The 21,227-nt window shown below is 60.6% G+C and carries 17 protein-coding genes; 3 read left to right on the top strand and 14 right to left on the bottom strand.

Going from position 1 to position 21,227, the window contains the following annotated elements; all coding sequences use genetic code 11:
- Nucleotides 1-11 precede the first annotated feature (11 nt).
- The 6 genes from JFT66_RS07840 to betI form a co-directional block, all read right to left on the bottom strand.
- Complete coding sequence (locus tag JFT66_RS07840) at nt 12-902, bottom strand: alpha/beta fold hydrolase (protein ID WP_034116172.1); 891 nt, start codon at nt 900-902, stop codon at nt 12-14.
- 244 nt (nt 903-1,146) lie between these two features.
- Nucleotides 1,147-2,463, bottom strand: coding sequence for a TldD/PmbA family protein (locus JFT66_RS07835; protein ID WP_034116171.1), 1,317 nt, complete (start codon nt 2,461-2,463; stop codon nt 1,147-1,149).
- On the bottom strand, nt 2,463-3,905 hold the full coding sequence (locus tag JFT66_RS07830; RefSeq protein WP_034116170.1) for a TldD/PmbA family protein: 1,443 nt from the start codon (nt 3,903-3,905) through the stop codon (nt 2,463-2,465). Before JFT66_RS07830 ends, JFT66_RS07835 begins: the two co-directional genes overlap by 1 nt.
- Before the next feature lie 205 nt (nt 3,906-4,110).
- Entirely contained in the window at nt 4,111-5,814 is a 1,704-nt protein-coding gene (gene betA / locus JFT66_RS07825) for a choline dehydrogenase (protein ID WP_034116169.1), read from the bottom strand.
- Nucleotides 5,815-5,957: 143 nt separating this feature from the next.
- Nucleotides 5,958-7,430: a betaine-aldehyde dehydrogenase gene (gene betB, locus JFT66_RS07820; protein ID WP_034116168.1), complete on the bottom strand. Its 1,473-nt coding sequence runs from the start codon at nt 7,428-7,430 to the stop codon at nt 5,958-5,960.
- A gap of 110 nt (nt 7,431-7,540) precedes the next feature.
- Nucleotides 7,541-8,134: a transcriptional regulator BetI gene (gene betI, locus JFT66_RS07815; protein ID WP_034116167.1), complete on the bottom strand. Its 594-nt coding sequence runs from the start codon at nt 8,132-8,134 to the stop codon at nt 7,541-7,543.
- A gap of 391 nt (nt 8,135-8,525) precedes the next feature.
- Here betI and JFT66_RS07810 point away from each other — a divergent pair, with 391 nt between their 5' ends.
- On the top strand, nt 8,526-10,460 hold the full coding sequence (locus JFT66_RS07810; protein WP_235365370.1) for a BCCT family transporter: 1,935 nt from the start codon (nt 8,526-8,528) through the stop codon (nt 10,458-10,460).
- Between the two features lie 186 nt (nt 10,461-10,646).
- Here the strand turns inward: JFT66_RS07810 and choV are convergent, their stop codons facing one another.
- The 3 genes from choV to JFT66_RS07795 all read right to left on the bottom strand — a co-directional run bounded on the left by choV (nt 10,647) and on the right by JFT66_RS07795 (nt 13,683).
- A complete protein-coding gene (gene choV, locus JFT66_RS07805) occupies nt 10,647-11,825 on the bottom strand; it encodes a choline ABC transporter ATP-binding protein (RefSeq protein ID WP_034116165.1) in 1,179 nt (392 codons plus the stop codon).
- The gene (gene choW / locus JFT66_RS07800; RefSeq protein WP_034116164.1) at nt 11,822-12,667 is read right to left on the bottom strand and encodes a choline ABC transporter permease subunit; all 846 of its coding nucleotides are present in this window, start codon (nt 12,665-12,667) and stop codon (nt 11,822-11,824) included. Before choW ends, choV begins: the two co-directional genes overlap by 4 nt.
- Nucleotides 12,668-12,735: 68 nt before the next feature.
- Complete coding sequence (locus JFT66_RS07795) at nt 12,736-13,683, bottom strand: choline ABC transporter substrate-binding protein (protein ID WP_034116163.1); 948 nt, start codon at nt 13,681-13,683, stop codon at nt 12,736-12,738.
- Between the two features lie 416 nt (nt 13,684-14,099).
- Here JFT66_RS07795 and JFT66_RS07790 point away from each other — a divergent pair, with 416 nt between their 5' ends.
- Entirely contained in the window at nt 14,100-15,476 is a 1,377-nt protein-coding gene (locus JFT66_RS07790) for an L-serine ammonia-lyase (protein ID WP_198859070.1), read from the top strand.
- 504 nt (nt 15,477-15,980) lie between these two features.
- A complete protein-coding gene (locus JFT66_RS07785) occupies nt 15,981-17,084 on the top strand; it encodes a GlxA family transcriptional regulator (protein WP_034116160.1) in 1,104 nt (367 codons plus the stop codon).
- Between the two features lie 95 nt (nt 17,085-17,179).
- On the opposite strand, the gene JFT66_RS07780 is transcribed toward JFT66_RS07785, so the two are convergent.
- The 5 genes from JFT66_RS07780 to JFT66_RS07760 form a co-directional block, all read right to left on the bottom strand.
- Nucleotides 17,180-17,443, bottom strand: a complete 264-nt coding sequence (locus tag JFT66_RS07780) for a hypothetical protein (protein ID WP_034116159.1) — start codon at nt 17,441-17,443, stop codon at nt 17,180-17,182.
- Between the two features lie 255 nt (nt 17,444-17,698).
- Nucleotides 17,699-18,175 carry a thioesterase family protein gene (locus JFT66_RS07775; protein ID WP_034116158.1) on the bottom strand — a complete coding sequence of 159 codons (477 nt, stop codon included), beginning with the start codon at nt 18,173-18,175 and terminating at the stop codon, nt 17,699-17,701.
- A gap of 13 nt (nt 18,176-18,188) precedes the next feature.
- Nucleotides 18,189-19,154 (bottom strand): L-carnitine dehydrogenase, encoded by a 966-nt coding sequence (locus tag JFT66_RS07770; protein ID WP_198859069.1) that lies wholly within the window; start codon nt 19,152-19,154, stop codon nt 18,189-18,191.
- A gap of 64 nt (nt 19,155-19,218) precedes the next feature.
- Nucleotides 19,219-20,106: a 3-keto-5-aminohexanoate cleavage protein gene (locus tag JFT66_RS07765; RefSeq protein WP_034116156.1), complete on the bottom strand. Its 888-nt coding sequence runs from the start codon at nt 20,104-20,106 to the stop codon at nt 19,219-19,221.
- An 85-nt stretch (nt 20,107-20,191) separates the two neighbouring features.
- Nucleotides 20,192-21,136: a choline ABC transporter substrate-binding protein gene (locus JFT66_RS07760; protein WP_153871401.1), complete on the bottom strand. Its 945-nt coding sequence runs from the start codon at nt 21,134-21,136 to the stop codon at nt 20,192-20,194.
- Between the last annotated feature and the right edge of the window lie 91 nt (nt 21,137-21,227).

The raw sequence follows: 21,227 nt of genomic DNA, 5'->3' as shown, positions 1-21,227 counted from the left end.
TGTGTCGGCGATTATGCGCCATCCGTCGCTCCTTTTCCCACTGGCGGTTCGTCTAAATCCGACAACGTTGCATGCTCCCCCACCAGGAAGTCCAACAGCGCACGGTGCACCGCCAACGCAGCTTCCCGGGACTCCAGGTCCAGCAGATGGCCGGTGTGTTCGGCGACGGCAAAGCTACTGCGGCCCACATACTGCTTGAACAGCCGGGCCTCGGCCGCCGGGGTGTATTCATCCAGAGCGCCGTTGAGGAAGTGCACCGGTGTTTCAATCTGCTTGAGCGCTGGCAAATAGTTGCCATCACCCAAGGCCAGCACTTGGTGGATATGAAAGCGCGCCTGGCGATACTCGGTGGTGGCCATGTTCGACAGGTGCCGGTGGTTGTTGCGCTTGAGGCGGGGAGACAGGTATTTGCCGACCGTCTCGTTGAGCAGGTGGCCGACCGCGGACTTGTCATCGGCGTCGATCAGCACGCGCACGCGCTCTACGTATTCGAGCATGGCCTGGTTGAGGTTGGGTGCCAGGGCCATCACCACCGAGCTTTCGATGGAGGGGGGGTTGTGCGCCAGGGTCAGCAGCGTGGAGATGCCGCCCCACGAGGCGGATACCAAATGGTTGACCTCGAAGCGCTCTACCAGGGCGCGCAGGATTTGCACCTCGTCGTCCTTGGTGACCAGGTCGAGGTCGGTGTTGTGCTCGCGCGAGTAGCCGGAGAACGGCAAGTCGAACAGGAGCACATTGAAATGCTCGGCCAGGCATTTACTGGTGCGGGCAAAGGAACGCGTGGTGGACAGGGCGCCATTGACCATCAGCACGGTTTTTCTTTCTGGGTTGTTACCGAGCTGCTCTACGTGAACGTTGTAGTGCTTGAACAGCCTTTCAATGACAAAACTTCCATGGTTCATGTCAACGCTCCAGCTTGCCGTTTCCCGGGCAAGGTCATGCATCACGTGCGGGCACGTGGGTGGGGTGGCGGGATGCCACTAACCGTTATAACGAGGTTTTTTGCAGGCGACAACCAGGCGCACGCTCAAGACCGTGAGTTAAGAAATAGCGGTAGGAAACGGCGAAAAGGCTGACTCAGAAGGGCCAATAGCCCCTGTAGGAACGCGCGAGTTCGCGCCTACAGAGGGCTGGGGTCAGCGGGGTTTACAAGGTCAAGGTCAGGCGCTTGACCAAGGCACCTGGCAGCAGGTTGGAGGCAGTATTGCGCTGGCTGTAAGTGCTGGCCGACAGCAGCAACTCCCGATCAGCGGTCAGGGCTTCGAGCTGCGAACCGAGCAATTGATAGACGCTGTCATCAAAGCGCATGGTGCTGACCGGTGCCTTGATCTCGCCGTTTTCCACCCAGAAAGTGGCAAAGCGCGTCATGCCGGTCAGGCGTGCCGCCGGCAGGTCGGAGTAGTTCAGGTACCACAGGTTGCTGATGTACAGCCCTGTGCCCAACTGCTTGAGGATATCGGCCTGGGCCAGGCTGCCTGCCGCCACTTGCAAGGCGCTGGGTGACTCGTCGCTGCTGGCGCCGTTGGTGCTCAAGCCGTATTCGGCGGCGCTGCGAGAGTTGATCAACTGGCCCTCGGCCTTGCCTGCCTTGATCAGGGTTACGTCTCCACGCGGGTAGCCTTCGGTGGAAAACGCCTGGCTGAGGGAGCCACTGATCTGTTCGTTAACGGTCACCAATGGGCTCAACGACTGTTCACCGGCGTACAGGCGTTGCAGCGAGCTGCCCTTGCTGGCAATGGCCTGGGCCGAAAAGCCGCCCCACGTGATGATGCTGATGATTTCTTCCAGTGCTGCTGGCGCAAGGTAGGCGCGGTACTGGCCGGGCGCCAGGTTGTGCAGCGGGCGGCCGAGAAACGCCAGTTGCTCACGGGCCTGTTGGAAGCGTGCGACGAATTCGGCGCTATTCCAGGTGTGCCCGGCGTAGCTGGCCTTCACCGCTTCACCATTGGCGTGGAACAGGCTGAAGTCGAAGTTGAAGCTATTGGCCTGGTGCCAGCCGAACGCCCCTGATGAACTGGCGAAACCACGGCTGATAGGGCCGGCGGCGTAGAAACCGACCAGGTCCACGCCTTCGGCAGCCTGGCGGATGTCTTCCAGTACCTGGGCGAGTTCCGGCAGCGGTCGAACCTGTTCGTTATGGCTTTGCCAGGCGTTGTGGTTCAGCAACAGGTACGGGTCACGCGGCAGCAGCGGCAAGGTTTCGCGCAGCTGTTGCAGGCCATCGGCCAGGCGTTGGCGATCCACGTCTGGCTCGCCGGACAGGGTGATGCCCAGGTCTGCGTGGCGACCATCGTTGATCAGCTTGAGGTTCAGGCTGGCCTGTTGTACCTGGCCGGCCTGGCGCACCTGCGCGTGGTTGAAACGCACGAATTCGGACGATTCATCCGCATAGCCGAGGTGAAAGTGTTCCTTGTCGGTGACGGCCTGCTTGAGCCAGTCCACCAGTGCCTTGAAATGATTCATCAGGCATCGCCCCCAAATACGTCAACGTTGCTGAACACACAGGCCGGCGACGCATGGCCGACACGTATCACCTGGTTGGGCTCGCCTTTGCCGCAGTTCGGCGTGCCCAATACCTTGAAGGTGCTGGCATCGCCGACGGCGCTGAGGTTGCGCCAGAACTGCGCGGAAATCGCCCGGTAATTGGGGTTCTTCACCACACCCTTGAGCTCGCCGTTTTCAATCAACTGGCCCCATTCGCAGCCGAACTGGAACTTGTTGCGCGCATCGTCGATGGACCACGAGCGGTTAGTCGACATCAGGATGCCGTTTTCAATGCCACCCACCAGTTGCGCGAGGCTTTTATCGCCGGCCTCGATATTCAGGTTGGCCATGCGGTCGATGGGCGGGCGGTTCCAGCCGCAGGCGCGGCTGTTGGCAACGCCAGGCAAGTCGGCGCGAAATTGCGACAACGCACCGCCCAAGGGCTTGAGCAGCAGGCCATCGCGGATCAGGAATTGCTTGCTGGCGCGGGTGCCGTCGTCGTCATGACGGTAGCTGGCCAGTTGCTCAGGGATGTCTGGGTCGAAGGTCACGTTGAGCAACGGTGAACCGTATTGCAGGTGGCCGAAGTCGCTGGCCTTCACAAAACTGGTGCCGGCATAGTTGCGCTCATCACCGAGGATGCGGTCCAGCTCCAGCGGGTGGCCGATGGATTCGTGGATCTGCAGGATCATCTGGTCAGGCATCAACAGCAGGTCACGTTGGCCGTGGGGCGTATTCGGTGCGAGCAGCAATTGCAGGGCTTCGTCGGCCACCTTGCTGGCGGCGCCCACCAGGCCGAAGCGCTGGATCACACCGGCACTGCCTTGCTGGCCGAAGTTGGTGCCGCCCAGGGTGCGGGTCTGGCTATCGTTGCCGTCGAAGGCAGTGACGCTCAGGCCGGGGAAGACGAAACGCTGGGCCTGGCGCAACTGCGCGCCAGCACTGTTGAGGTAGATCTGTTCAACCCGGGTGGTGCCCAGGCTGACTTCCCAGGTTACCAGGCGTTCATCCTTGGGCACGGCGGCAGACTCATCGCCGAGCAATTGGTAGCAATCGCTCAGGGACGGGAAAGGCTGGTCGAGGTCGGGGGACAGGTAGTCGGCAACGTCACTGGAAACCGGCTGCTGGTGCAGGTCGAGCAGGGCGTGGGGCTGGATCAACCGGGCTTGCTGTTCGGCACGCTCGAGCGCGGCTTGCAGGCCGGCCAGGGACATATCGTTGGTCGCGGCATAGGCTTCCACGCCATTGAGACGCACGGTGAGCATGGCGCCTTCATCGTGACCCAGGTGTGGCGGCTCGGCGACGTTCTTGCGTACCGACAGGTACTGGCCGGATTCGCGTACGTAGCGCAGCGAGAAGAATTCAGCGCGGGTGCGCAGGGCACTGAAGTGCTTTTTGAGTGTGGCGTGGTGTTCGAACATGGGGCCTTCCTTGTGGGCGGCTCGGCGCGGGCAGGCAAACAGAGTAGGCCTGGGCTGGGAGCTGATCAAGGAAAGTGTAGAGGGGAGGTTTTGTAGTGTCTTTCAGGGCCTCTTCGGGAGCAAGCCCCCTCCCACATTTGATTGGATTTACACAGTCAAAGGTGGGAGGGGGCTTGCTCCCGATGAAGGCGCCGCGGTGTATCAGTTACTGCGCAGTAGGACCTACTTCACGCAACGGCTTGCCACGTACCGGCGCCTCGCCTGCCACGTAGTAGTCGGCGGTGCTGCGCGGCAGCGGCTGGCGGCCACGGATCTTGTCGGCGATTTTCTCGGCGATCATGATCGTCGGCGCGTTCAGGTTGCCGGTGGTGATGATCGGCATGATCGACGCATCGACCACTCGCAGGCCCTGCATGCCATGCACGCGGCCTTCGCCATCCACTACGGCCATCTCGTCGGTGCCCATCTTGCACGAGCAGGACGGGTGGAACGCGGTTTCGGCGTGCTCACGGATGAACTTGTCCAACTGCTCATCGGTTTGCACTTCAATACCCGGGCTGATTTCGCGGCCACGGTATTGGTCCAGTGCCGGCTGCTGCATGATTTCACGGGTCAGGCGGATGCCGTCGCGGAATTCCTGCCAGTCCTGCTCGGTGGCCATGTAGTTGAAGAGAATGCTCGGGTAGTCCCGTGGGTTCTTCGACTTCAGTTGCACGCGGCCACGGCTTGGCGAACGCATGGAGCCCATGTGTGCCTGGAAACCATGCTCTTTCACACCGTTGCTGCCGTTGTAGTTAATCGCTACCGGCAGGAAGTGATACTGGATGTTCGGCCATTCGAATTCCGGACGCGAGCGGATAAAGCCGCCGGCTTCGAACTGGTTGCTGGCGCCGATGCCAGTGCCGTTGAACAACCACTCGGCACCGATGGCCGGCTGGTTGTACCAAAGCAGCGACGGGTACAGCGACACCGGTTGGGTGCAGGCGTATTGCAGGTACAGCTCAAGGTGGTCCTGCAGGTTTTCGCCGACGCCTGGCAGGTCGTGGACCACCGGGATGTCGAGGCTTTCCAGCAGTTTGGCCGGGCCGACGCCGGAGCGTTGCAGCAGTTGCGGCGAAGCGATTGCGCCGCTGCACACCAATACTTCTTTGCGTGCACGGGCTTCAACGCGCTCTTCGGCGGCGCCGATCAGGTAACGCACGCCAACCGCACGCTTGCCTTCGAACAGCACTTTGTCGGTGAGGGCGTGGGTGACGATGGTCAGGGTCGAACGCTTTTTAGCCGTGTCCAGGTAACCGCGAGCGGTGCTGGCGCGACGGCCGTTTGGCGTGACGGTACGGTCCATCGGGCCGAAGCCTTCTTGCTGGTAACCGTTCAAGTCTTCGGTACGCGGGTAACCGGCTTGTACACCAGCTTCGACCATGGCGTGGAACAGCGGGTTGTTGCCCGCTTTCGGCGTGGTCACGCTGACCGGGCCGTCGCCACCGTGGTAGTCGTTAGGGCCGATGTCGCGGGTTTCGGCTTTACGGAAATACGGCAGGCAGTCGAGGTAGGTCCAGTTTTCCAGGCCTGGAAGTTTTGCCCAGTTGTCGTAGTCCATGGCGTTGCCACGGATGTAGCACATGCCGTTGATCAGCGAAGAACCACCCAGGCCCTTGCCGCGACCACATTCCATGCGGCGGCCGTCCATGTGTGGCTCTGGATCGGTTTCGTAGGCCCAGTTGTAGCGACGGCCTTGCAGCGGGAACGCCAGTGCGGCAGGCATCTGGGTACGGAAATCGAGACGGTAGTCAGGGCCGCCGGCTTCCAGCAGCAAAACGGTGACGCCTTCGTCTTCGGTCAGACGGGTCGCCAGGGTGTTACCGGCGGAGCCGGCACCCACAATGATGTAATCGTATTCTTGGGACATTGAATGCACCCTCTATGAAGTGTGGTCAGGTCGGGCCACATCGGGAGCAAGCCCCCTCCCACAATTTGAATTGTGAATACCTTCAAATGTGGGAGGGGGCTTGCCCCCGATGGCGGCCTCAAAGGCAACACAAAGCTCGGGATTTAGAACACCGAGGCGTAGTCGCCCAGCTCAACCTGTACCGATTTGATGCGGGTGAAGTTGTTCAGCGAGCTGATGCCGTTCTCACGGCCCACACCGGATTGCTTGTAGCCGCCGACCGGCATCTTGGCGTCGGACTCGCCCCAGGCGTTGATCCAGCAGATACCCGCTTCCAACTGATGAATCACGCGGTGAGCGCGGTTCAGGTCCTTGGTCACCAGACCAGCGGCCAGGCCGAAGTCGGTGTCGTTGGCGCGGCGGATCACTTCTTCTTCGGTTTCGTAGGTGAGGATGCTCATCACCGGGCCAAAGATTTCTTCACGCACGATGGTCATCTCATCGGTGCAGTCAGTGAATACGGTCGGGGCAACAAACGCGCCTTTGGCGAAGTCGCCATCGGTCAGACGGTCGCCGCCGCACAATACACGGGCGCCTTCTTCCTTACCTTTGGCGATGTAGCCGAGCACGCTTTCCATGTGGGCGAAGCTGACCAGCGGGCCGAAGTTGGTGTTTTCGTCCTGCGGGTCGCCGACACGGATGCGCGCAACGCGCTCAACGATCTTGGCTTCAAACGCAGCTTGCAGGTGCTTAGGCACGAACACACGGGTGCCGTTGGTGCAGACCTGGCCGGAGCTGTAGAAGTTGGCCATCATCGCGATGTCGGCGGCGCGATCCAGGTCGGCGTCTTCGAACACGATCAGCGGCGACTTGCCGCCCAGTTCCATGGTCACTTCCTTGAGCGACGAGCTCGAAGCGCTGGCCATGACTTTCTTGCCGGTGTCGGTACCGCCAGTGAACGAGACTTTCTCGATGCGCGGGTGCTCGGTCAGCCAGGTGCCGACTTCACGGCCGCTGCCGGTCAAGACGTTGAACACGCCTGCCGGAACGCCAGCTTCGGTGTAGATCTCGGCCAGTTTCAGGGTGGTCAGCGAGGTGACTTCGCTTGGCTTGAAGATCATCGCGTTACCCGCGGCCAGGGCCGGTGCGGATTTCCACAGGGCGATCTGGATCGGGTAGTTCCACGCGCCGATACCGGCGACCACGCCCAGCGGCTCACGGCGGGTGTAGACAAACGAGGTGTCGCGCAGTGGGATCTGCTCACCTTCGATGGCGGGCACCAGGCCGGCGTAGTATTCCAGCACGTCAGCGCCGGTGACGATGTCGACGTATTGGGTTTCGGAGAAGGCTTTGCCGGTGTCCAGGGTTTCCAGGGCGGCCAGTTCATCGTTGCGCTCGCGCAGGATGTCAACGGCGCGACGCAGGATGCGCGAACGCTCCATGGCGGTCATGGCGGCCCAGATTTTCTGGCCTTTTTCAGCGCTGACCACGGCACGCTCGACGTCTTCTTTCGTGGCGCGTTGCACTTGGGCGAGAACTTCACCGTTAGCCGGGTTGATGGCTTCAAAGGTGGCATCGCTGCCAGCGTCGCTGTAGCCGCCGTCAATGTAGAGTTTTTGCAGGTCGAAACGGGCCATAAAGTCCTCGCAAGTGCATAAGTGGTTGGCGTTACCCGCCGAACAGTGGGCCATGGGGTTGTGGCAACACTGAGCGGCAGACGTTCAGGGGTTGAGCGTTTGTAAGTGCTCTAACTCACCTGCTTGGCCAATTGGAAATCCATGTATTCGTAAGCGATCCGTTGCGCCTGCTCCGTGTCGAAAGCGTCTCCCGACAGGGCGCCGCGCAACCACAAACCGTCGATCAAAGCCGCCAGGCCGCGGGCTGCGCTGCGAGCCTCAGGCAACGGCATCGCACGGCGGAACTGGCAGCACAGGTTGGAATACAGGCGGTGATCGTTGATCCGCTGCAACCTGTGCAATGACGGGTGATGCATGCTGGTGGCCCAGAAGGCCAGCCAGGTTTTCATTGCCGGGCCGTTGACCTGGCTCGCGTCGAAGTTGCCTTCGATGATCACCTGAAGGTGCGCCCGTGGGCTGTCATCCTTCAAGGCACGCCTGCGTTCCTGGACGTTCTCGATCAGCACATTCATCAGGTAGCGCATCGTCGCTGCGATCAGACCGTTCTTGTCCTGAAAATAGTGACTGATGATGCCGTTCGAGACGCCTGCCAGACGCGCAATCAGCGCAATGCTGGCATCTCCCATCCCGACCTGATCGATCGCCGTTAGCGTGGCTTCGATCAACTGCTGGCGGCGTATGGGTTGCATACCGACCTTGGGCATGTAGCACCTCTCCTTAGGCCTGCCGATGGGCGACGAACGTCCGTCGGCTTGAGGGCCAGTCTATTTTGTTTTGATTGAACGTTCAATCAACAAAGAATAAGATCTGCGACAAATGGTCGCTGCCTACAGAAATTTCCTACCTGCTGGCCGCAACCGCTGACACCTGTAAAAACCCTTGAAACAGGCCAGATCAAGGCCTGCCCACCACGTTGGTGGGGCTCAGGAATTTTCGGGGAGTCTTTATAACACCCGTCCGTCGACTGCCGAAAAATCGATGTCCCGGGATAACCGCTGCCTTGTGTTTCTCTCTCGCACTGCCTGGAGCATCTGCGCCATGAGTTCTGCCTCTCTTATAAAGACCCCGCCGGAAAAGGTCCGGGTCAACGGTTGGGTGTTCTACACCTCCACCGCGCTGATTCTGTTGTTGACCGCCATCCTGATCATCGCCCCGCAGGAGGCCGGGCGCATGCTCGGCGTAGCACAGGCCTGGCTTTCCAAAAGCTTCGGCTGGTACTACATGGTGGTGATCGCCGCTTACCTGGTGTTTGTGGTCGGCCTGGCGTTTTCGTCCTACGGGAAATTGAAACTGGGTAGTAAAGACGACACCCCGGACTTCAGCTACGGCGCCTGGGCCGGCATGTTGTTCTCGTCGGGTATCGGTATTTCGCTGTTGTATTTCGGTGCGTCCGAGCCGTTGGACCACTACTTCAACCCGCCCGAAGGCGCTGCCGCCAGCAATGGTGCGGCCCGCCAGGCGCTGCAACTGACTTTCCTGCACTGGGGCCTGCACGGCTGGGCGATCTACGCGCTGGTCGGCCTGGCCGTGGCGTACTTCGCCTACCGTCACAACCAGCCGCTGGCCTTGCGTTCGGCGCTGTACCCACTGGTGGGTGAGCGTTGGGTGAAGGGCGCGGCCGGCCACGCAGTAGACGGTTTCGGTATGTTCGTGACCCTGCTGGGGCTGGTGACCAACCTGGGGATCGGCTCGATGCAGGTGTCGTCGGGGCTGGAAAACCTGTTCGGCATGGAACACAGCAACACCAACCTGCTGATCGTGATCATCGTGATGAGCACCGTGGCGACCATCGCTGCCGTATCGGGTGTGGAGAACGGCATTCGCCGTCTGTCCAACCTCAACATCGTATTGTTCAGTGGCTTGCTGATCTTCGTGCTGCTGTTCGGCCCCACCCTGCACCTGCTCAACGGTCTGGTGCAGAACACCGGTGATTACCTCAACGGCATCATCCTGAAAACCTTCGACCTCTATGTGTACGAAGGCGATGCCGACAAGACCGAACGCTGGATGGGCCTGTGGACCCTGTTCTATTGGGCCTGGTGGATTTCCTGGGCGCCATTCGTGGGCATGTTCATCGCACGTATTTCCCGTGGTCGTACCGTGCGTGAGCTGGTGGCTGGCGTATTGCTGATCCCGCTGGGCTTTACCCTGGCGTGGCTGTCGATCTTCGGTAACTCGGCGCTGGACCTGGTGTTGAACCACGGCGCCGTGGAGTTGGGCAAGACGGCGCTGGAACAACCGTCCATGGCCATCTATCAATTGCTTGAGCATTACCCTGCGTCGAAAGTCGTCATCGGCGTGTCGATCTTCGTGGGTTTTGTGCTGTTCCTGACACCGGCGGATTCCGGCGCGGTGATGATGGCCAACCTTTCCTGCAAAGGCGGCAACGTCGACGAAGATGCGCCGCACTGGTTGCGGATCTTCTGGTCGGTCGTGATCACCCTGGTGACCATCGGCCTGCTGTTTGCCGGTAACTTCGAAGCCATGCAAACCATGGTGGTGCTGGCAGGCCTGCCGTTCTCGGTGGTGCTGATCTTGTTTATGTTCGGTTTGCACAAGGCCATGCGTCAGGATGTGGCAATCGAACAGGAGCAGGCGCAGTTGGCCGAGCGTGGCCGCCGTGGTTTCAGCGAGCGCTTGACCGCCCTGGATCTGCAACCGAGCCAGGCCACCGTGCAGCGCTTTATGGACAAGCACGTAACGCCGGCGCTGGAAGAAGCCGCGGTTGCGTTGCGTGAGCAGGGCTTGGAAGTGCAGACCCTGCTGGGTAAATCCAAGCGCTGCATCGGCGTGCGTATCGAGATGGAGCAGGGCAATCCGTTTGTCTACGAGGTGAGCCTGGACGGTTACTCGGCGGCGCCGGCTGACTTGCCTGAAGAAGAACGCACCCGTTACTACCGTGCCGAGGTGTACCTGCACAATGGGCCGCAGGAGTATGACCTGATGGGCTTTACCCAGGAACAGATCACCCGGGATGTGCTCGATCAGTTTGAAAGCCATCGGCAGCTCCTTGGCCGTGTCTATAGCTGATAGTTGAAACCTGGTGGTGTCCTCACTGACACCACCTGCTCTCTGTTGAAATAGAGATCAAATGTGGGAGGGGGCTTGCTCCCGATAGCGGTGTGTCAGTCAGTACATCTGTTACTGATACACCGCTATCGGGAGCAAGCCCCCTCCCACATTGACCCAGTTCCTGCAGTTGTTTTGCAGTGTCTGTCAGCCCAGGTTCTTGCCTAAGAGGGCATGGTAGAGCTCACTGTCACCCAAGATCCCCACCACCTTGTTGTTGTCATGCAACACCAGCTTATTCCCCGTCTGGTAGCGAATCTGCAACGCATCGCGCATGCCGATGTTCGAGTCCACCAGCGTCGGCACGCGGCCCAACCCTTCCACCGCTTGCCCTGGCGCCCAGTTCTGCAAATTCATCACCACGCCATTCTGGCGTGCGCCCTGGATGGTGTTGCCTTCGGCCAGGTCCAGCCATGAGTCGCCGCCCGGATCAAGACACACCGAGCCATTCACCCGCGTGCAGTTATCCAGGGTGCGCATCAGGCTGCGCCCGCACAGTACGTTCAACGGGTTGGTGTGGGCGACGAAGGTGCGTACATAGTCGTCTGCCGGGTTCAGCACGATCTCTTCCGGCACGCTGTACTGGATGATCTTGCCGTCTTTCATGATTGCGATACGGCTGCCGAGCTTGAGTGCCTCGTCCAGGTCGTGGCTGACAAACACGATGGTCTTGCTCAGCTTGCGTTGCAGCTCCAGCAGTTCATCTTGCAAACCCTGGCGAATCAGCGGGTCGAGGGCCGAGAAGGGTTCGTCCATCAGCAGGATATCGGCGTCCATCGCCAGCGCACGGGCCAGGCCGACACGCTGCTGCATACCACCGGACAGCTCGTCGGGCTTCTTGTTGCGCCATTGGCTCAGGCCCACCAGTTCGAGCTTTTCATCCACCAGGGTGCGCCGTTCTTTCTCCGGGCGGCCCTGCATTTCCAGGCCGAAGCTGATGTTTTCGCGCACTGTCAACCAAGGCATCAAGGCAAACTTCTGGAACACCATGGCGATGCGTTTGGTTCGCATCATTTTCAGCTCGGCCGGGGTGCAGGAGGCGATGTCGATCTGGCGACCTTCATGCTCCACAAACAGCTGGCCACGGCTCACGGTGTTGAGACCGTTGATGCAGCGCAGCAGGCTCGACTTGCCGGAGCCCGACAGGCCCATCAGCACGCAGATCTCGCCTTTCTCGATATCCAGGCTGGCGTTTTCGACGCCGACAATCTGCCCGGTTTTTTTCAGGATCTCGTTACGGCTCATGCCCTGGTCCAGCAGCTTGAGCGCTTCGCGTGGGTCTTTGGAGAAGATCACGTCGACTTTGTCGAATCGGATAATGCTCATGCATCACCCCCTACTTTAGCGTCGGGTTGTTTGCAGATACGGTCGAGCATGATGGCGAGCAACACGATGGCCAGGCCTGCTTCAAAGCCCAGGGCAATGTCGGCCGTGTTGAGTGCGTTGACCACCGGCTTGCCGAGGCCGTCGGCACCCACCAGGGCGGCGATCACCACCATCGACAACGACAGCATGATGCATTGGGTAATGCCGGCGGCGATGCTCGGCATGGCGTGGGGCAGTTCAATGCGCGAAAGCAACTGACGGCGCGAGCAGCCAAAGGCCTTGCCGGCGTCCATCAACTCTTGCGGCACATCGCGGATACCCAGGTAGGTCAGGCGGATAGGCGCGGCAATCGCGAACACCACCGTGGAAATCAGCCCAGGCACCACACCCAGCCCGAAGAGGGTCAGGGTAGGGATGAGGTAGACGAAGGTCGGTACGGTCTGCATCAGATCGAGCACCGGCCGCATCATGGTGTAGAACAGCGGTTTGTGCGCGGCAACAATGCCCAGCGGCACACCGATGACCACGCAGACCAGGGTGGCAAACAGCACCTGTGCGAGGGTCTCCATGGTTTCCTGCCAGTACCCCAGGTTGAGGATCAGCAGAAAGGAGGCAATGACAAATACCGTCAGGCCCCACTTGCGTTGAATGAAGTGAGCCAGCAGCGCAATCAGACCGATCAATGCCAGCGGATTGAACCAGGTCAGCGCAAACGTCACGCCGTGGATCATCGTTTCCAGGGTCGATGCGATTGCGTCGAAATAGTTGGCACCGTGTTGGGTCAACCAGTCGACGAAGGCAGCGATGTACTGGCCTAGTGGGATTTTCTGTTCAGTCAGCATGGTAGTGAATGTCCACATGCGAAGGGAAAACATCCCGGGCCAGCGCACCGGCCCGGGGTCAGCGGGTGCTATTTGGCGAGGTAAGCTTTAACGGCATCGAGCCCTGGTTTGCCATCAACGGTGGTGACACCGGCGAGCCAGGTGTCGAGCACTTGCGGGTTCTTCTGCAGCCAGGCCTTGGCGGCGGCGTCGGGCTTCATCTTGTCGTCCAGGACGTTACCCATCAGGGTGCTTTCCATGTTCAGGGTGAACACCAGGTTTTTCAGCAACTGGCCGACGTTGCTGCATTCCTGGGTATAGCCTTTGCGGGTGTTGGTATAGATGGTGGCCTGGCCGTAGTTGGGGCCGAACGAGTCGTCACCGCCGGTCAGGTACTTCATCTTGAAGCGGGTGTTCATCGGGTGCGGTTCCCAGCCGAGGAACACGATGGCCTGGCCGCGCTTGGTGGCGCGTTCAACCTGGGAAAGCATCCCGGCTTCGCTGGATTCCACCACCTTGAAGCCAGCGTCTTTCAAGCCGAACTGGTTCTTGTCGATCACGGTCTGGATGGTGCGGTTGCCGTCGTTACCCGGCTCGATACCGTAGATCTTGCCGCCCAGCTCATCCTTGAATTTGGCGATATCGGCGAAGTCTTTCAGGCCCTTGTCATACAGCGCCTCGGGTACGGCCAGGGTGTACTTGGCGTTCTCCAGGTTGGCGCGCACGGTTTCCACGGTGCCGGCATCACGGTACTGCTTGATGTCGTTTTCCATGGTCGGCATCCAGTTGCCGAGGAAGATGTCCATGTTCTTGCCGTCGGCCAGGGACTTGTAAGTCACAGGTACCGAAATCATCGTGGTGCGCGGCTTGTAGCCCAGGCCCTTGAGGATTTCGCTGGTGGTCGCGGTGGTGACGGTGATGTCGGTCCAGCCGACATCGGAGAAGTTGACGGTCTTGCACTGTTCCGGTTCTGCAGCGTGTGCCACAACTGGCAGACTCAGCATGGCGGCCAACAACAACGAGGGTGAACCTTTCATCGGGGTAGACTCCTGTGTCTTTTTCTGGCGGCGTTCGCCGCGCTTTATAAGTGTTGCGGTTGGAGCGTGCGGTGAAGCTCTGGCACGGTGCCTTGCAAACGAGTCGAGACTGATCATGTACCAGTGAAAATCTGACGCCTACAGGGGGCGTCGTATCCAGTACAGGGATGGTCGTATCCAGTGTCGGTGACGTCGCTTACAGATTTTTTCCACGACAAAACTGCAGTTTTAATCGATCTGCACCGCAAAAAACGGCCAAAACGCCTGCTCGCTCAGGGGCGACGCTGGTGAGCATGAGTACGTCGGTGTGAGACGCCGTGAGCGACAACAAAAGCCTGATGATGCCGCCATCTGGGCGATCTGAGCGTAGCAGCTTGTTGATGCCTGGCCTGTGCTCAATGAGGAGTTTCACGGCAATGGCTATCAGTGTTTTCGACCTGTTCAAGATCGGCATCGGGCCTTCGAGTTCTCACACCGTCGGCCCCATGCGCGCCGCGGCGTTGTTCGTCCAGGCGTTGCGTGAACGTGACGTGTTGGAACAGGTGCGGCGTGTCGAAGTTCAGCTCTACGGCTCGCTGTCGGCCACCGGCATCGGCCATGGCAGCGACACCGCGACCATCATGGGCCTGATGGGCGAGTGGCCGGACGCAATCGACCCGTCGCAAATCGGCGTGCGCATTCACACCCTGCGTGAAACCGACACCTTGTTGCTCGACGGCCGCCTGCCGGTGCCTTTCGTATGGGCGCGGGACATGCGCCTGCTCGACGAAAACCTGCCGTTCCACCCCAATGCCATGACCCTGGTGGTGTGGGGCGATGACGGCGAACTGCACCGTGACACCTACTATTCGGTTGGCGGCGGCTTTGTAGTGGATGAGGCCCAGGCCCGAAGCGGTGTGGCCGATAGGGACCGCACCGAACTGCCTTACGATTTCTCCAGTGCGGCGCAGCTGTTGCAGTTGTGCAACACCCACAACCTGCGCGTCGCCGAGCTGATGCTGGCGAATGAAAAGACCTGGCGCACCGAAGATGAAATCCGCAGTGGCTTGATGAAGCTCTGGCGTGCCATGCAGGACTGTGTGGAGCAGGGCTTAAAGCACGAAGGCATCCTGCCCGGTGGCCTCAATGTGCGCCGCCGCGCCGCCAGGTTGCACCGCAGCTTGCAGGAGCTGGGCAAGCCCAATGTAATCGGTTCGACCTTGAGCGCCATGGAGTGGGTCAACCTGTTCGCCCTGGCGGTCAACGAAGAAAACGCCGCCGGTGGGCGCATGGTGACGGCGCCCACCAACGGCGCAGCGGGGATCATCCCGGCGGTACTGCACTACTTCATGAAGTTCAGTGAGGAAGTCACCGAAGCCAACGTGGTCGACTACCTGCTTGGTGCGGCGGCGGTGGGGATTCTGTGCAAAAAGAACGCCTCAATCTCCGGTGCCGAAGTCGGCTGCCAGGGCGAAGTCGGTTCAGCCTGCGCCATGGCCGCGGCCGGCTTGGCGGAGATTCTCGGCGCCACGCCGGAGCAGGTGTGCAACGCCGCCGAAATTGGCCTGGAACACAACCTCGGCCTGACCTGCGACCCGGTCGGCGGGCTGGTGCAGGTGCCGTGCATCGAGCGCAATGCGATTGCGGCGGTGAAGGCGATCAACGCGGCGCAAATGGCCCTGCGTGGCGACGGCCAGCACTTTATCTCCCTGGACCGAGTGATCCGTACCATGCGTGACACCGGGGCGGATATGCATGACAAGTACAAAGAGACGTCGCGGGGTGGGTTGGCGGTGAGTGCGGTGGAGTGCTGAGACCGAGTCGCCTGTATCGGGAGCAAGCCCCCTCCCACATTTTGAATTGTGAATACCTTCAAATGTGGGAGGGGGCTTGCTCCCGATAGCGGCAGTTCAAACAATACTGCTCATAAAGTGAGCACCTGGATCCCAATGCGCCACCTTTTAGCGCGTCGCAAACAGATAAGTAGCTCCCAAACGATTTCTCCTCCAATACTCGCCCATCGTGCGTTGGGTGACAGACTTTTCCCGCGCCCGCAAAGCGCCTTCCCACAAGTGCTACCGATTTGCTCACGCTGCTTGAGCAGGACGGTTCCTACGCTTTTTTCGGCCATATCCCGCACTTCCCGCACGGGCTTATATAGACGCATCAACAGGTCGTTTTCAGGAGTTATTGAATGGCCATTCAATTTTAGGCATGGCATTTGCTCTATCAATTCAAAGCCTCTCCTTTCCAGGGCGAGCGCAATAACAAGAGCCTCGCCTGAGGCCATCACCCGCTTTGTGTGAGGAGATACCGCGATGACGTCGTTCAACTCCGGGGCCCAACCCCAGAACCGTGCGCCTCAATCCATCGGCTTTCTGCTGCTGGACAATTTCACGCTGATTTCCCTGGCTTCGGCAGTGGAACCGCTGCGCATGGCCAACCAGTTGTCCGGCCGCGAGCTGTATCGCTGGACCACCCTGAGTGTCGACGGCAACCAGGTATGGGCCAGCGACGGTCTGCAAATCACTCCCGATGCTTCCATGCACAAAGCCCCGGCCCTGGACACCGTTATCGTGTGCGGCGGTGTGGGGATCCAACGCACGGTCACCCGTGAACATGTGTCGTGGCTGCAAGGCCAGGCGCGCCAGTCTCGGCGCCTGGGCGCGGTATGTACCGGCAGTTGGGCCTTGGCCTGCGCGGGTTTACTCGACGGTTTTGATTGCAGTGTGCACTGGGAATGCCTGGCGTCGATGCAGGAAGCCTTCCCGCGCGTGTCCATGAGCACGCGCCTGTTCACCCTCGACCGCAACCGCTTCACCAGTTCCGGCGGCACCGCGCCGCTGGACATGATGCTGCACCTGATCAGCCGTGACCACGGTCGTGAATTGTCGGCAGCGATCTCCGAGATGTTCGTGTACGAACGCATCCGCAATGAACAGGATCACCAGCGCGTACCGCTCAAGCACATGCTCGGCACCAACCAGCCGAAGCTGCAGGAAATCGTCGCGCTGATGGAGGCCAACCTGGAAGAGCCGATCGACCTGGATGAGCTGGCGGTGTACGTCGCCGTATCGCGCCGGCAGTTGGAGCGGCTGTTCCAGAAATACCTGCACTGCTCGCCATCGCGCTACTACCTCAAGCTGCGCCTGATCCGTGCCCGGCAACTGCTCAAGCAAACACCCATGTCGATCATCGAAGTGGCGTCGGTGTGCGGGTTTGTCTCTACGCCGCACTTCTCCAAGTGCTACCGCGAATACTTCGGCATACCGCCGCGCGATGAGCGCGTAGGTTCCAATACCACCCAGCAAGTGGCGATGATGCCGATTCCGCAGGCATTGGTGTTGTCACCGTTGTCGGGGCCGATGTCGGCGTTGAGCCAGGCGCGCAATGAGTCGACTTTCGCGAGCGTACGGCTTTAGATCGAGTTGACTGCATCGGGAGCAAGCCCCCTCCCACATTTTGAATTGTGAACACCTTCAAATGTGGGAGGGGGCTTGCTCCCGATAGCGATCTATCAGGCACCAGAGTTCTGCTTGAACTGCACCAAAGCCGGCAACAACTGCTTATCAATAGCCTGGCGCACAGCCGGCAGAATCGTCGCCTTGCCGGTGTACATCTGCTCCACCATGCCCTTGAGCGCTTTGGCCCGGGCCGGGCTCAAGCCGCGCACTGCACACTCACACGCCTGCTCGGCGGTGGCACCGCTGGACACTTCAAAACCCAGTGAGCGCAGTTGGCTCAGCAGGTCATCCTGGTCAATCAAATCCGCGTGCATCATGACGTTCATCCTGGTGTAGGGAGCGGGGACTGACCTGGATTCTGGTAGGCCCCTGGCCGGTCGGCAAGGGCAGAATCGATGGATGGCTCGGATGGCTATGAACAGGTCGTTTTCGGGTCACTGATCGCTAGAAGGAATAGGCACACTCACTCCCAGGCACGCAGCTTGAAGGTTTGGTCACCCTCGGGATGCACAGCTCACACAAGGCACTCTGCCCCGATTCAGTCACGGCTGGATCGGGGCTTTTTTTGCCGACTATTTTTTGCCTGGTAATCCAATCACTCGGCCGAGCAGGGCGGGGCGCGGCAGGTCGGCTTGCGCACTGCTTATGGTCGCGAGCCTTGCAAGCGTTGCCTCGGTAAAAGGCGCTGAGTGCGGCCCAGCCAGGTCAACGTGCAGCAGCATCTGTTCGTTGCCGGCCAGTGCTTTCTCATCGCCCACTAAATGCAGGCTGTGGTAGAGGTGCAGGCGCTTGGCGTCGTGGGCGATCAGTTGGGTTTGCACCTCAACGTCGGCGCCGCGTTTCACTTCATGCAGGTAGTTCAGGTGCAGTTCCAGGGTGAACAGCGAATGACCGCTGGCTTCACGGTTGTCGCTGTCCAGGCCGAGGGTGTCCATCAGCGCATCGGTGGCGTAGCTGAAGATCAGCAGGTAGAACGCGTCGCGCAGGTGGCCGTTGTAGTCCACCCAGTCTGGAAGGACTTGGGTGGTGTAGGTGGTCAATGCAGGCATTATCGGGTTCCTGTTATTCGGCGAAGGTCATGCCGTGCTTGGCCTTGGTGGTTTTTACCGCCTCCAGCACCGCCAGCAGGCAATCATCACGATAGCGCTCCAGTGCCGAAATGCTGTGTTTACCCAACTGCTCGCGGGTGCCATCGACCACATCGTCAATCAATTTGTCGGTCAGTTCAGGCGCTGGTAGATACGTCCACGGCAACTGCAACGCCGGCCCGAACTGCGCCATGAAGTGCCGCATACCGGCATCGCCGCCCGCCAGGGTGTAGGTGAGGAAGGTGCCCATGAACGACCAGCGCAAGCCGGCGCCAAAGCGAATGGCATCATCGATTTCGCCGGTGGTCGCCACGCCGTCATTGACCAGGTGCAGCGCCTCGCGCCAGAGCGCTTCGAGCAAGCGATCAGCGATAAACCCAGGCACTTCCTTGCGCACATGCAGTGGGCGCATGCCGAGGGATTCATACACCTTGATGGCCGCCTGGACCGCTTCCGGCGCTGTGTTCCTGCCGCCGACCACTTCCACCAGTGGCAAGAGGTAAACCGGGTTGAACGGGTGGCCGACCACGCAGCGTTCCGGGTGGGTGGAGCCCTCGTAGAACTCACTCGGCAATAGCCCGGATGTGCTCGAACCGATCAACGCATTCGGCTTGGCCGCCGCGCTGATCGTGCTGTGCAATTGCAGTTTCAGCTCCAGGCGTTCCGGGGCGCTTTCCTGGACGAAGTCGGCATCCTTCACACAGTCTTCGATGGTGCTGACAAAGCGCAGGCGGTCTTGTGATGCGCCGGGTGCGAGGCCCTGTTTTTCCAGGGCGCCCCAGGCATTGGCGACGCGTTTGCGCAGCGCCGCTTCGGCACCGGGCGCTGGGTCCCAGGCCACTACATCCAGGCCGTGGGCGAGGGCACGGGACACCCAGCCGCTGCCGATAACACCGCTGCCCAGAGCGGCGAAGGTTTTGATTTCAGTGATAAAGCGCATGTCGACATTCCTGAATAATGTGAAAAACCCATGTGGGAGGGGGCAAGCCCCCTCCCACATTTTTTTAGCCGCGCTTGGTCAGGCCCATCTTCACGCGCCCCTCGGCCGGGGTCATGACCCGAGCACCCAGGCGGCTGAGGATTTCACCGGCGCGTTCCACCAGTTGGCCGTTGGTGGCGAGCACGCCTTTGTCCAGCCACAGATTGTCTTCCAGGCCAACCCGTACGTTGCCGCCCAGCAGCACCGCTTGCGCGGCCATCGGCATTTGCATGCGGCCGATCCCGAAGCCGGCCCACACCGCGCCAGCGGGCAGGTTGTCGACCATGGCTTTCATGGTGGTGGTGTCGGCCGGAGCGCCCCATGGAATACCCAGGCACAGTTGGAACAGCGGGTTATCGAGCAGCCCTTCCTTGATCATCTGCTTGGCAAACCACAAGTGGCCGGTGTCGAAAATTTCCAGCTCGGCCTTTACCCCCAGCTCTTGAATACGCTTGGCGCCGGCACGCAGCTGTGCCGGGGTGGACACGTAAATGGTGTCGCCGTCACCGAAGTTCAGCGTGCCGCAGTCCAGGGTGCAGATTTCCGGCAGCAGTTCTTCCACATGAGCCAGGCGGGTCAGCGGGCCGACCAGATCGGTGTTGGGACCGAACTCCATGGGGTTTTCGCCGCCGCCGATCTCCAGGTCGCCGCCCATGCCGGCGGTGAGGTTGACGATGATGTCGATGTCGGCCTCACGGATGCGCTCCATCACTTCGCGGTACAGCGCCACGTCACGGCTGAACTTGCCGGTGTGCGGGTCGCGTACATGGCAGTGCACCACGGTGGCGCCGGCCTTGGCGGCTTCTACGGCGGCGGCGGCGATTTGTCTGGGGGTGACCGGCACGTGCGGGCTTCTGGCGGTCGTGTCGCCAGCACCGGTGAGTGCGCAGGTGATGATGACGTCATGGTTCATGAGGCGGTTCCTTACAGGCGTGATTTCAAGGGCGTGGCGATGCCGTTCGCGGTCGAGTGACCGCGAAACGGTGATTGAAATGGGTTTACTGACTGGTTAATTGCAGGTTGGTCGCTGCCGGTTTGCCGTCGAAGGTGGTCACGCCTTCCAGCCAGCGCGCCTGGTCTTGGGGGTGATCCTTGAGCCACTGCCTGGCGGACTCGATGGCGTCCTTGTGATCCAGCAACGGCTGCATCATCCGGCTCTCGTCGGCGGCGGTGAAGGTCAGGTTGGTCAGCAGTTTGTGTACGTTGGGGCACTGCTCGGCGTAGGTCGGCGCGGTCACGGTCCACACGGTGGCCATGCCTTCGTTCGGGCCCAGGGCGCCATCGCTACCGGTGAGGTAAGTCATCGCCACGTTGACGTTCATCGGGTGTGGTGCCCAGCCGAAGAACACTACAGCCTCCTTACGGCGCACGGCGCGGTCCACGGCGGCGAGCATCCCGGCTTCGCTGGACTCCACCAGCTGGAACTTGCCCAGGCCGAACTGGTTCTTGGCGATCATTGCCTTGATCTGGGTATTGGCACCTGAGCCCGGCTCGATGCCGTAGATCTTGCCGCCCAGTTCTTTCTCGAACTTGGCGATGTCGGCGAAGGTTTTCAGGCCCTTGTCCGCCAGGTAGGTGGGTACTGCCAAGGTGGCGCGGGCATCTTCCAGGCTGGGTTTGTCGAGGACTTTGACTTGCTTGGCGTCCACGAACGGCGTGATGGTCTGGGTCATCAGCGGGTTCCAGTAGCCGAGGAACAGGTCCAGGCGCTGGTCGCGGATACCGGCAAAGATGATTTGCTGGGACGCGCTGGTTTGTTTGGTCTTGTAGCCGAGGCCGTCGAGCAGCACTTGAGTCATGGCGCTGGTGGCGATGACGTCGGTCCAGTTCACCACGCCCATGCGCACGTTCTGGCAAGAAGCGGCGTCCGCTGCCATTACGGTGTTACTCAAGATGGCACTGGCGCTGAGTGCAAGCACGCAGCGGCTGATCAGTCGGTTCATGGTGGATCCCTCGGCAGGTCGTTATTGTGGTGTCCGACGTCTTTGTGCGCCGTGAGATCAAGTTACGCAGCTTGAGGGCCGACAACGCGCA

Origin of the sequence: Pseudomonas sp. MF6755 (genome assembly GCF_016405635.1) — a bacterium.
In the GTDB taxonomy this organism is placed as follows: domain Bacteria; phylum Pseudomonadota; class Gammaproteobacteria; order Pseudomonadales; family Pseudomonadaceae; genus Aquipseudomonas; species Aquipseudomonas haemolytica.
Note: the sequence above shows the minus strand (reverse complement) of the source record. Positions and strands in the feature narration are given on the sequence as shown.